This window comes from Acidiphilium sp. 34-64-41, assembly GCF_002282635.1.
Taxonomy (GTDB): domain Bacteria; phylum Pseudomonadota; class Alphaproteobacteria; order Acetobacterales; family Acetobacteraceae; genus Acidiphilium; species Acidiphilium rubrum.
In genome coordinates, this window is record NZ_NCJX01000134.1 from 1 (window position 1) to 11,662 (window position 11,662).

Annotated in this window: 9 protein-coding genes and 1 pseudogene; 9 read left to right on the top strand and 1 reads right to left on the bottom strand. The window is 65.4% G+C overall.

Going from position 1 to position 11,662, the window contains the following annotated elements:
* Positions 1 to 169 precede the first annotated feature (169 nt).
* From B7X49_RS17815 to B7X49_RS17825, 3 genes are read left to right on the top strand one after another with little or no spacing between them, the layout of a single operon-like run.
* Complete coding sequence (locus B7X49_RS17815) at positions 170 to 1,048, top strand: ABC transporter permease subunit (RefSeq protein WP_286703182.1); 879 nt, start codon at positions 170 to 172, stop codon at positions 1,046 to 1,048.
* Positions 1,045 to 1,881: a sn-glycerol-3-phosphate ABC transporter permease UgpE gene (ugpE, locus tag B7X49_RS17820; RefSeq protein ID WP_286703183.1), complete on the top strand. Its 837-nt coding sequence runs from the start codon at positions 1,045 to 1,047 to the stop codon at positions 1,879 to 1,881. The genes B7X49_RS17815 and ugpE overlap by 4 nt, the downstream gene beginning before the upstream one ends.
* A complete protein-coding gene (locus B7X49_RS17825) occupies positions 1,881 to 2,999 on the top strand; it encodes an ABC transporter ATP-binding protein (protein WP_286703184.1) in 1,119 nt (372 codons plus the stop codon). Before ugpE ends, B7X49_RS17825 begins: the two co-directional genes overlap by 1 nt.
* Positions 3,000 to 3,155: 156 nt before the next feature.
* Here the strand turns inward: B7X49_RS17825 and tpiA are convergent, their stop codons facing one another.
* A complete protein-coding gene (gene tpiA, locus B7X49_RS17830) occupies positions 3,156 to 3,881 on the bottom strand; it encodes a triose-phosphate isomerase (protein WP_286703185.1) in 726 nt (241 codons plus the stop codon).
* A 147-nt stretch (positions 3,882 to 4,028) separates the two neighbouring features.
* On the opposite strand from tpiA, the gene B7X49_RS17835 reads away from it, so the two are divergent.
* The 6 genes and pseudogenes from B7X49_RS17835 (at position 4,029) to glp (ending at position 11,503) form a co-directional block, all read left to right on the top strand.
* Positions 4,029 to 5,915 (top strand): peptidylprolyl isomerase, encoded by a 1,887-nt coding sequence (locus tag B7X49_RS17835; protein ID WP_286703186.1) that lies wholly within the window; start codon positions 4,029 to 4,031, stop codon positions 5,913 to 5,915.
* 9 nt (positions 5,916 to 5,924) lie between these two features.
* A pseudogene (trpE, locus tag B7X49_RS17840) lies at positions 5,925 to 7,396 on the top strand (anthranilate synthase component I).
* On the top strand, positions 7,393 to 9,018 hold the full coding sequence (locus tag B7X49_RS17845; RefSeq protein WP_286703188.1) for a bifunctional anthranilate synthase component II/anthranilate phosphoribosyltransferase: 1,626 nt from the start codon (positions 7,393 to 7,395) through the stop codon (positions 9,016 to 9,018). Before trpE ends, B7X49_RS17845 begins: the two are co-directional and overlap by 4 nt.
* Positions 9,015 to 9,824: an indole-3-glycerol phosphate synthase TrpC gene (gene trpC, locus B7X49_RS17850; protein ID WP_286703189.1), complete on the top strand. Its 810-nt coding sequence runs from the start codon at positions 9,015 to 9,017 to the stop codon at positions 9,822 to 9,824. Before B7X49_RS17845 ends, trpC begins: the two co-directional genes overlap by 4 nt.
* Positions 9,821 to 10,294, top strand: coding sequence for a cyclic pyranopterin monophosphate synthase MoaC (gene moaC / locus B7X49_RS17855; protein ID WP_286703190.1), 474 nt, complete (start codon positions 9,821 to 9,823; stop codon positions 10,292 to 10,294). Before trpC ends, moaC begins: the two co-directional genes overlap by 4 nt.
* A gap of 3 nt (positions 10,295 to 10,297) precedes the next feature.
* The gene (gene glp, locus B7X49_RS17860) at positions 10,298 to 11,503 is read left to right on the top strand and encodes a gephyrin-like molybdotransferase Glp (RefSeq protein ID WP_286703191.1); all 1,206 of its coding nucleotides are present in this window, start codon (positions 10,298 to 10,300) and stop codon (positions 11,501 to 11,503) included.
* Positions 11,504 to 11,662 lie beyond the last annotated feature (159 nt).

Below are 11,662 nucleotides of genomic sequence, written 5' to 3' on the forward strand. Positions count from 1 at the left end.
AGGGGAGGGCGACCCAGGCCAGATCGACGGAAAGTCCCAGGCAGCGCCCTCCCCTTGCCTAAAACTAGCGGGTTCTAAGGGCTCCGCCCTTAGTGGGGGTCCAGGGGGCAAAGCCCCCTGGCCTTGCTTGCTTTCAACCCCTCACCCCCACCCCCCGGCATAGGCGCCGATGGAGCGGCGCACGTTGTTCGCGGGTTGGTTGCTGCCGGCGGTGCTGGTGGCGCCGCAGTTGGCGATTACGGTGTTGTTTTTTTTGTTGCCGGCCTGGCGGGCGTTTGGCGAGAGTGTGCGCGCGACGGATGCGTTCGGGCTGAACAGCAGTTTTGTCGGCCTCGCCAATTTCGCTGAATTGTTCCAATCATCGACCTATCAGGCGGCGTTGGTGCGCACGTTCGTGTTCTGTATTGCGGTGACGTGTCTGGCGATGGGATTTGGTCTGCTGTTGGCGAGCTTCGCCAATCGCGCGATCCGTGGTGCGCGGGTCTACCGGATTTTGCTGATCTGGCCTTATGCCATTGCGCCCGCGATCGCTTCGGTGATTTTCGTATTCCTGTTGCAGCCGCAGATTGGCCTGCTGACCAATCTGTTTGGGCGTTTCGGTCTCGATTTCAATTATGCCACCCATGCCAACCAAGCGTTTCTGCTGGTGATCGTCATCGCCGCGTGGAAGCAGGTGAGCTATAATTTCATTTTCTATCTTGCCGGACTGCAATCGGTGCCGCGCTCGGTGATCGAGGCGGCGACGCTCGATGGTGCGCGGGGTTTCTATCGGTTTCGCACCATGATCTTTCCGCTGCTGGCGCCGACGACGTTTTTTCTGATCATCGTCAATATCGTTTATGCCGCGTTCGACACGTTCGCTCTGATCTTCGCGCTCACCGCCGGCGGCCCGGGCACCGCGACCGAGACGTTGGTGGTCAAGGTCTATCGTGATGGGATTCTGAACCTCGATATCGGTGGCTCGGCGGCGCAGTCGATCATTCTGATGGTCATCATCATCGCGCTCACCACCATCCAGTTCCGCTACACCGGGAAACGCGCCGGATGAACCGCAAGCCCGATTATCTGGCCCATGCGGTGCTGCTGCTTGGGGTGGTGATTTTCATCTTCCCGCTCTGGGTCGCCTTTGCGGGGGCCACGCAATCGGCCGCCGCGATCAACCGGGGCGACATCTCGCTGATTCCCCGCCTCGCCGGGCTCAATATTTTCATCACGGCGTTCGGCTTCGGCAACGCGGCCAAGGGTGGCGTGCCGGTCTGGCACATGCTGCTGGTCAGCCTTGGCATGGCGTTGGTCATCGCGATCGGAAAAATCGTTATCTCCGCCTTGTCCGCCTTCGCCATCGCCTTCTTCCGGTTTCCCTTTCGCATGATTGCGTTTTGGCTGATCTTCATCACGCTGATGCTGCCCGTCGAGGTGCGCATCATCCCGACCTATGCGGTGATGTCGGATTTCCATTTGATCAACAGCTTCACCGGCCTGACCATGCCGCTGATCGCCTCGGCCACCGCGACCTTGCTGTTCCGCCAGGTGTTTCTCGCCATCCCTGACGAACTGGTCGAGGCCGCTAAACTCGATGGCGCCGGGCCGATGCGCTTCTTTTTCGATATCCTGCTGCCCGTGTCGGCCCCCAACCTCGCCGCCTTGTTCGTCATTCTGTTCGTCTATGGCTGGAACCAGTATCTCTGGCCCCTGCTGGTCGCGACCAACGGCAAACTCGATCCGATCGTGCTCGGCATCGTGCAGATGATCACCACCGACCAGATCCCCCAATGGAACCTCGTCATGGCCGCCACCATCCTCGCCATCATTCCCCCGGTCCTCGTGGTGGTCGCGATGCAGCGCTGGTTCATTGGCGGCCTGACCGAAGTGGATAAATAATGGCGACGCTCGAACTCCAATCCCTGCAAAAAACCTTCGGCGCCACCACCGTGCTGCACGGGATCGATCTCGCGCTGGCCGATGGCGAAATGCTGGTGATCGTCGGCGCTTCCGGCTGCGGCAAATCCACCCTGCTCCGCCTGGTCGCCGGCCTCGAATCACCGAGTGCTGGGCGCATCCTGCTCGATGGCGCGGATATCACCGACCGCGATCCCTCGCGTCGCGACATCGCGATGGTGTTCCAGAATTACGCGCTGTATCCGCACATGTCGGTGTTCGACAACATGGGCTACGGGCTGAAACTGAAAGGTCTCGACCGCGCCACGATCAAATCGAAAATCGAAATCGCCGCAGAAACGCTGGGATTGACCCCCCTGCTCGCCCGCAAGCCACGCGAACTCTCGGGCGGTCAGCGCCAGCGTGTCGCCATGGGCCGCGCCATCGTGCGTGAACCCAAATTGTTCCTGTTCGACGAACCGCTGTCCAACCTCGATGCCAAACTCCGCGTCCAGGTTCGCGCCGATATTCGCAAGCTCCAGAAACGCCTGAATATCACGAGCCTCTACGTCACCCACGACCAGGTCGAAGCCATGACCCTGGCCGACCGACTGATCGTGATGCACCAAGGTCGCGCCGCGCAAATCGCCACCCCGATCGAAGTGTTCGACCGCCCCGCCACCATGTACGTCGCAAGCTTCATCGGCGAGCCGGCGATGAATTTCTGCCCCGCCACAATCACCCGGAACGGCCGCGCCGCCAAACTCGACGCCGGCCCCGAACTCACCTTCACCGATGGCCCCCGCGCCGCGCCCGATGGCACGAAAATCACCATCGGCATCCGCGCCCAACACGCCACCATCGCATCCGGGCCCAACAGTATCCCCCTCGCCGTCGAATTCGCCGAACCGCTGGGCTCGGAAACCCTGCTGCACGGCACCCTGCCCGATACCACCCCCTTCATCCTCCGCGTCACCAGCCCAGCACCAACCGACCACACAATCCCCATCGAAATCCCGCCCCACCACATCCACGTCTTCGACCCCACAACAGGCACCCGCATGGACCCGGCAAAGCGGTGGCGGCACGGCGAAAAGCAAGGCCAGGGGCTCTGCCCCTGAACCCCGTTAAAGGCGGAGCCTTTAAAATCCATTAGTTTTAGGCAAGGGGAGGGCGACCCAGGCCAGATCAGCTGAAAGTCCGAGGCAGCGCCCTCCCCTTGGTTCTAAGGGCTGAGCCCTTAGTGGGGGTCGAGGGGGCAAAGCCCCCCGCCTGGCTTACCTTCGCGCCGCCTCGGCTATGGCCATGAAATCAGTCGCGGTCAGGCTGGCGCCGCCGACCAGGGCGCCGCCGACCTCGGGGGTTGCGAGCAGGGATGCGGCGTTGGTGGGTTTCACGGAGCCGCCGTACAGGATGAGCATGGTTTCGCCTGGTTCGCCGAGTTGTTTTTTGAGGGCGGCGCGGATTGTGGCGTGCATGGCTTGCACGTCGGTTTCGGTTGCGGTTTTGCCGGTGCCGATCGCCCAGACTGGTTCGTAGGCGACCAGCCCGGTGAAGCCATCCGGCAGGCTGCCTGCAAGTTGGGCGCGCACCACGGTTTCGGCTTCGCCGGCCTCGCGTTCGGCAAGGGTTTCGCCGACGCAGATGATTGGGGTCAACCCGGCGGCGATGGCGGTGCGGGATTTGTCGCGCACCAGGGCGGATCGCTCGTTGTGATCGGCCCGGCGTTCGGAGTGACCGAGAATGATATGGCTGGCGCCGATTTCAGCCAGCAGTCCGGCCGCCACGTCACCCGTATGCGCGCCTGATTGTTCGACCGCGCAATCCTGCGCGCCGACCGCGATGCCTGGCGCGCAGGCGGCGCGCAGCGGCCCGATCAGCGGGTAAGGCGGGCAGATCAGCAAATCGACGCCTGCGACCCCCTGCCCCAGCGCCGCCGCGTAGGCGGCGATGCCGGCGAGCGTGCCGTTCATTTTCCAGTTTCCCGCAATCATCTGTCGCATCGATCTTATCCCCACCGCGTGAAAAATCTTCGCCTCGTTCAGCCGGGAACGAAGGTGTCGGGTTCCCTAGCCTTACCCGGCACCGGGTGGCAATCGGCCGCGCGCGTGGTAAAGACCCGGCTTTCTGTTGGATGAGGTTGGAACCGGATGCTCTCGACGATCCGCAAACTGCTCGATAACTGGCTGGTCCGCGCGTTTTTCATGCTGCTGATCGCTGTGTTCATTTTCTGGGGTGTATCCAGCGTGGTGACCAATCACGCGTCCAGCAACGCGGTCGCGACCGTTGGTGGTCACGCGATCGAGGCGGGCACGGTCAACACCGGCTATCAGCAGCAGATCACGGCGTATGCGCAGCAGCATACCGGTGCCTCGCCGAGCAAGGGTGAGCGGCGCCTTTATGCGGGCAATGCGCTGGGTCAGGCGATCGACCGGACGGCGCTGGCGCTCGATGCCAAGCGTCTTGGCGTTACCGCGCCGCCAGAGGCTCTGCGCCAGCAGATTTTCGGGATCAGCGCGTTCAACGGGCCGAACGGCAAGTTCGACAAGACCACATTCAATCAGGTGCTTTCGCAGCACGGGCTGACGCCGGCGGCGTTCATGGCGGATATTGCGCGCGGGCTGAACGCCAGCCAGATCGTCCAGGCGATCACGGTGGGTGCGGCCGCACCCAAGCCGCTGGTGCAGCAGATTTTCGACTATGTCGGCCAGGAGCGCACGATCCAGTACGCGCAGCTGCCGTTTGCCGCCGCAACGCCGCCGCCGGCCCCGGCGCTTGCCGTGCTGCGGCGGTTTTGGCGCAATCATCCGGAGCGGTTCTCGACCCCGGCGCTGCGCAAGGCCCAGATCGTGATTCTGTCGCCCGCGCTGCTGGCGCAAAGCCAGGTTGTGACCCAAGCGGAGATCGCCAACGAATACGAGGCGGAGAAATCGAAATTCGCGCGTACCGCCAGCCGTTCGGTGCACATCATTACCGCCGAGGATGCCGCCAGCGCCGCCAAGCTGGCCGCCTTGTGGCGCAAGGGCACCAGCTGGGCGGCGATGCAGCAGGCCGCCACCGCCGCGACCGCGACGGGTGTGAGCTTCAAGAACGCGCAGCCCGATCAATTCCCCTCCGGCCGGCTCGCCAAGGCGGTGTTTGCGGCGACCCCTGGCACGGTCTCCGACCCGGTTACCGGGGCACTGGGTACCTATGTGTTCAAGGTGACCCAGGCCAATCCGGGCGGCACCACGCCGATGGCGCAGGTCGAACCGCAGCTCAAGGCGGCCGTGCAGCAGCGCAAGGCGCGTGAACTGGTCGATGCCACGGTTTCGAAATTCCAGGATGCGCTGGCGGGCAACACGTCCCTCGATCATCTGCCGGGCACGCTGCATCTTGCCGCGGTGGAGGGCACGCTCGATGCGCAGGGGCTCGAGGCTGACGGCAAGCCGGCGCCGATCCCCGGCGGCAAGGCGTTGCGCGCCGCGATCATCAAGACCGTCTTTGCGACCGCGCCGGGCGCCGCACCCCGCGCGGTGACCGGACCGGATGACAGTTATTATGCGGTCAGCGTGCAGAAACTCATTCCGCCGGCGCTGAAACCCTATGATCAGGTCAAGCAGGAAGTCCTGCTCGACTGGACCGGCAATCAGGTGAAACGCCAGGAGGAAATGGCCGCCGCCGGGCTGATCGGTGCGATCAAATCGGGCAAGACCTTCGCACAGGCCGCCAACGCCGCCGGCCAGCCGATCACCACCAGCCCGCCGATGACCCGCGCGAAACCCGCGCCGGGCATTCCGGCGAAGCTGCTGCCGATCCTGTTCACCCTGAAAATCGGCGAACCGACCATGGTGGAGACCAATTCCGAATTCGTGGTCGGCGTGGTCACCGCGATCACCGAGCCGAAACCCGGCAGCGATCCGGCGATCCTCAAGCGGATCCAGACCGCGCTGAACACCGCGATGCAGACCGATATTCTGCAAACCTACGCAACCGCCCTGCGGTCGCGCTACCATGTCACCGTCAATGAAAAAAAACTACAACAGATCAGCGATTAAGGACGCACCATGAACGCCGTGCCCGACCCGACCACCCCATTCCGCGCCGCTTATGAAGCAGGATCGGGCGCGTTGGTGTGGCGGGTGCTCGCAGCCGATCTGATCACCCCGGTTGCCGCTTTTCTCAAACTGGCGCACGGCACGCCCTATTCCCTGCTGCTCGAAAGCGTCGAGGGTGGGGCGGCGCGCGGGCGCTATTCCGTGATCGGCTTCGCCCCCGATCTGATCTGGCGCTGCGAGGGCGGCGTGGTCAGCGTCAACCGCGACGCCAGCACCGACCCGGCGGCTTTCACCACCGACCCGCGCGACGCCTTCACCAGCCTGCGCGCCCTGATCGCGGAAACCAGGCTCGACCTGCCCTCGGCTACGACATGGTCCGCCTGATGGAGCGCCTGCCGGCGTCAAATCCGGACGTACTCGGCATCCCCGATGCGGTGCTGATGCGCCCCGGCATGTTTGCGATTTTCGATTCCGTGAAGGATGAAATCACCCTCGCCGCACCGGCCTGGCGGCGCGAGGGGGTCTCCGCGGCCGATGCCTATCGCGCCGCGACGGCGCGGATCGAAGCCGCGGAAGCAGCGCTCGATCGACCCACCCCGCACCTGACCGGCTCGCTTTCGGGGGCCGGCGCGCCGGTGCCCAACATGACCGAGGCCGCGTTCAAGGCGATGGTACTGCGCGGCAAGGACTACATCGCCGCCGGGGATGTGTTCCAGGTGGTCGCCAGCCAGCGCTTCGCCCAGGAATTCACCGCGCCGCCCTTTGCCTTCTATCGCAGCCTGCGGCGGATCAACCCGGCGCCGTTCCTGTTCTTTCTTGATTTCGGCAGCTATCAGGCGGTCGGGTCCAGCCCGGAAATCCTGGTCCGGTTGCGCGATGGGACGGTGACCATCCGCCCGCTTGCCGGCACCCGCAGGCGCGGCGCCAACCGTGCGGAGGACGAGGCGCTGGAGACCGAACTGCTGGAAGACCCGAAGGAGCGCGCCGAGCATCTCATGCTGCTCGATCTGGCGCGCAACGATGTCGGACGGGTCGCCAAGATCGGCTCGGTGGCGGTGACCGAGAGCTTCGCGATCGAGCGGTTTTCCCATGTCATGCATATTTCATCGACCGTCGAAGGGACCATCCGCGACGATGCCGATGCGCTGGATGCGCTGATCGCCGGTTTTCCGGCCGGCACGCTCTCCGGTGCGCCGAAGGTGCGGGCGATGGAAATCATCGAGGAGTTCGAACCCTCGCGCCGCGGTCTGTATGGCGGCTGCATCGGCTATTTCGCCGCCAACGGCACGATGGACACCTGCATCGCCTTGCGCACCGCGCTGATCAAGGATGCTACCCTCTATGTCCAATCCGGCGTTGGTATCGTTGCGGATTCCGACCCCGATGCCGAATATGCCGAAAGCCTGCAAAAGGCGCGCGCCCTGTTCCGCGCCGCCGAGGATGCGGTGAACTACGTGAGCGCAAACCGGAGCGCCCCATGATCCTGATCATCGATAATTACGACAGTTTCACCTTCAACCTGGTGCATTTTTTTGGCGATCTTGGCGCCGATTGCGTGGTCCGCCGCAACGACCAGATCACGCCGGAGGAGGTGCTCGCGCTGCAGCCCGAAGCCATCGTGCTGTCGCCCGGGCCGTGCACGCCGAACGAGGCGGGCATCTGCCTCGATCTGATCCACGCCGCCGCCGGCAAAGTGCCGATCTTGGGGGTCTGCCTGGGTCATCAGGCGATCGGCCAGGCGTTCGGCGGCGTGGTTAGGCGCGCACCGCAGCCGATGCATGGCAAAATGGCCGCGATCCGCCACCAGGGCAGCGACATCTTCGCCGGCGTGCCGGACCAATTCGAAGCGACGCGCTACCACTCCCTGATCGTGGAGCGCGAAACGCTGCCGGAAACCCTGATCCCGACCGCCTTTACCGAGGATGGTTTGATCATGGGGTTGCGCCATCGCGATCTGCCGATTTTTGGCGTGCAGTTTCATCCGGAAAGCATCGCGACGGCGCATGGCCATACGCTGCTGCGCAATTTCCTGGCACTTGCGCGCGGCCGCAACCAGGGCTCGGCGGAAATCCTGGCCGATCTGAAACCGGTGCTCGATCGCCTCGCGCGCGGCGACAAACTCAGCGAGGAGCTTTCAGAAGCCGCGTTCGGCGCGATCATCGACGGTAAATCGAACGATGCGCAGATCGCCGGTATGTTGATGGCGATGCGGGTGCGCGGCGAAACCGTCGCGGAACTCACGGGGGCGGTGCGGGCGATGCGCGAGCGGATGCGTGCGATCGCCGCCCCGCACGGTGCCATCGATGTCTGCGGCACCGGGGGCGATGGCGTCGGCACGCTCAATATCTCGACCGCGGTCACCTTCGTGCTCGCCGGGCTGGGCGTGCCGGTCGCCAAGCACGGCAACCGCGCGCTTTCCTCGCGCGCCGGTGCGGCCGATGTGCTGGCCGCGCTGGGCGTTGCGGTCGAACCGCCGTTCGAACGACTCTCGGGCATTCTGAACGAGGCCGGTTGCGTCTTTTTATACGCGCCACGCCACCACGCCGGGCTGCGCCACGCCGCCGCGGCGCGCATCACGCTGGGCACCCGCACCATCTTCAACCTGCTCGGCCCGCTCGCCAACCCCGCCTCGGTGCGCCGCCAGCTGATCGGCGTGTTCGATCCCGCCTGGGCGCGGCCGATGGCCGAAACCCTGGCGCAACTGGGCACCGAACGCGCGATGGTGGTGCATGGCCAGGGGCTCGATGAGCTCACTCTGGTCGGTGAAAGCCGGATCGTCTCGCTCGATCACGGCGCGATCAGCGAGCTGACCATCACGCCGGAAGCCGCCGGCCTCGCCCGCGCGCCGCTTGCCGCGATCATCGGCGGCGATGCCGCCCACAACGCTGGCCGCCTCAGCGCCCTGCTCGATGGCGAGGCGAGCCCCTATCGCGACGCCGTGCTGTTGAACGCCGCCGCCGGGTTGATCGTCGCTGGTCGCACCGATGATTTCCGCACCGGCGTTGCCATGGCCGCATCTTCGATCGATAGCGGTGCAGCGCGCGCCAGCCTCGATCGCCTGCGCCATGCGAGTGCCGCGACAACCTTGGAACTGGCCCGATGAACGATTCGCCTACCGATATTCTGCGCAAGATCTGCGATGATACGCGCGCCGAGGTCGCCCGCCGCCAGGCCGACCATAATCTGGATGACATCCGCGCGCGCGCCAAGGATGCCGAACCGCCGCGCGGGTTCGCCCGCGCCCTGATGGATGCCGCCGCCTCCGGCCGTACCGGGCTGATCGCCGAGATCAAGAAAGCCTCGCCCAGCGCTGGGCTGATCCGCCCCGATTTCGACCCCGCGGCGATCGCGACCGCCTACAAGGACGGCGGTGCGGTGTGCCTGTCGGTGCTGACCGATGCCACCTATTTCCAGGGCAGCGAAGCCGATTTCACCGCCGCGCGTGCCGCCGTCGACCTGCCGATGCTGCGCAAGGATTTCATCCTCGACGAATGGCAAATCTATGAAAGCCGCGCGATGGGGGCCGATTGCATCCTGCTGATCATGGCGGCACTGACCGACGAACAGGCCCGCAGCTTCGAGGAACTGGCGACCGCGCTCGATATGAACGTGCTGGTCGAAGTGCATGACGAAGCCGAACTCGAACGCGCGCTGGGCCTGCGCGCCCGGTTGGTTGGCATCAACAACCGCAACCTCAAGACGATGGTTACCGATATCGCGGTATCCGAACGCATGGCCGTGCAGATCCCGCCGGAACGCTTTGTTGTCGCGGAGAGCGGCATCCGCGACTTCGCCGATATCGAACGCCTGAAGGCCGCCGGCGTGCAGGGTATTCTGGTCGGCGAAAGCCTGATGCGCCAGGACGATATCACCAAAGCGACCCGCGCCTTGCTGGGCGTCGGCGCATGAGCCTCACCCATATCGATGCCACCGGCGCGGCCCGCATGGTCGATGTGTCGGGCAAGCCAGCCACCGTGCGCGATGCGACCGCCGCCTGCCATGTCACGATGCGGCCGGAAACCCTTGCGCTCGTGACGTCCGGCACTGCGAAAAAGGGTGACGTGCTGGCCACCGCCCGCATCGCCGGGATCATGGCCGCTAAACGCACGTCGGACCTCATTCCGCTGTGCCACCCGCTCGCCATCGCCGGCGTCACCATCGAACTGACACCGGATGACGCACTCCCGGGCATCCGCATCACCGCCACTGTCCGCACCACCGGGCCGACCGGTGTCGAGATGGAAGCGCTCACCGCCGCCTCGGTCGCTGCGCTCACCATTTATGACATGTTGAAAGCCGCCGACCGCGCCATGCGGATCGAGGCGCTTCGCGTCATCGCCAAATCCGGCGGCAAATCCGGCGATTTCACCCAAGGTTGACCCATGCTGAGCGTCCCTGAAGCCCGCGCGCGGATCCTGGCCCTGCTCGCGCCCACCGGCGGGGAAATCATCCCGCTGGCCGAAGCCGCCGGGCGCGTGCTGGCCGCCCCGCTCATCGCCCGCCTGACCCAGCCACCGCACGATGTCTCCGCGATGGATGGCTTCGCCCTGCGCGCGGCGGATAGTGTGATCGGCGCCCGGCTGCGCATCATCGGCGCGGCCCCCGCCGGCCACCCTTTCGCCGGGTCGGTCGGCCCCGGTGAGGCCGTGCGCCTGTTCACCGGCAGCGTGGTGCCCGCAGGGGCCGATTGCATCATCATCCAGGAAGACGCCGAATACGACGATACCACCGTCACGCTGCGCGAAGCCGGCCACCCCGGCAAGCATATCCGCGGCGCCGGACTCGATTTCGCCGCCGGCGACACGCTCCTCAGCCCCGGCCGGCACCTCACCGCGCGCGATATCGGCCTCGCCGCCGCCGCCAATCACCCCTGGATCACCGTCCACCGCAAACCCGTCATCGCCATCCTCGCCACCGGCGATGAAATCGCGATGCCCGGTGATCCCATCCCCGCGGGCGGCATCGTCAGCTCCAACTCCCACGCGCTCGCCGCCTTCGTCCGCGCCAACGGCGGCATACCGATCATCCTGCCCATCGCACGCGACGACCGCACCGCCATCGCCAACGCCGCGGCAAGCGCATCACACGCCGATCTGCTGATCACCACCGGGGGCGCCAGCGTCGGCACGCACGACCTGGTACAAGCCGGCCTGTCCGACATCGGGCTCGATGTCGATTTCTGGAAAATCGCGATGCGCCCGGGCAAACCCCTCATGTTCGGGCGGCTCGGCAACCTCCCCGTGCTCGGCCTGCCCGGCAACCCGGTTTCGGCCATGATCTGCGCGCTGCTCTTCGCCAAACCCGCGATCGAACGCCTCGCCGGCCTGCCCGGCACCGCACCCTCCACCGATTCGGCCCGCTGCACCATCGCGCTGTCCGCCAACGATCACCGCGCCGATCACCTCCGCGCCACGATCGACCGTGACGCCGACGGACACTGGACCGTCACCCCCTTCGGCCCCCAAGACAGCTCAATGCTCCGCCGCCTCGCCCGCGCCGACGCCGTCGTCCTCCGCGCGCCCCACGCCCCCGCCACACCCGCCGGCACGACAGTCACCATCATCCGCCTCGCGGCGTGTGGGCTTTAGGGCTAAGCGCCGGGTGGGGCGGCGGCTTGGGTTAGGAAGGCCAGGGGCTCTGCCCCTGGACCCCGTTAAGGAACCTCTGAACAGCGCAATTTTTCCCTTTCGTTCGTTCGTAGGACGGATGGTAGGCCGGTAGCGTCTGTGTTGGGCTGCCTGACGTCC

Coding starts and splice junctions, on each gene's coding strand:
- glp (WP_286703191.1), top strand. CDS start 10,298: ATGCTGAGCGTCCCTGAAGCCCGCGCGCGGATCCTGGCCCTGCTCGCG.
- trpC (WP_286703189.1), top strand. CDS start 9,015: ATGAACGATTCGCCTACCGATATTCTGCGCAAGATCTGCGATGATACG.
- B7X49_RS17825 (WP_286703184.1), top strand. CDS start 1,881: ATGGCGACGCTCGAACTCCAATCCCTGCAAAAAACCTTCGGCGCCACC.
- tpiA (WP_286703185.1), bottom strand. CDS start 3,881: ATGCGACAGATGATTGCGGGAAACTGGAAAATGAACGGCACGCTCGCC.
- ugpE (WP_286703183.1), top strand. CDS start 1,045: ATGAACCGCAAGCCCGATTATCTGGCCCATGCGGTGCTGCTGCTTGGG.
- moaC (WP_286703190.1), top strand. CDS start 9,821: ATGAGCCTCACCCATATCGATGCCACCGGCGCGGCCCGCATGGTCGAT.
- B7X49_RS17835 (WP_286703186.1), top strand. CDS start 4,029: ATGCTCTCGACGATCCGCAAACTGCTCGATAACTGGCTGGTCCGCGCG.
- B7X49_RS17845 (WP_286703188.1), top strand. CDS start 7,393: ATGATCCTGATCATCGATAATTACGACAGTTTCACCTTCAACCTGGTG.
- B7X49_RS17815 (WP_286703182.1), top strand. CDS start 170: ATGGAGCGGCGCACGTTGTTCGCGGGTTGGTTGCTGCCGGCGGTGCTG.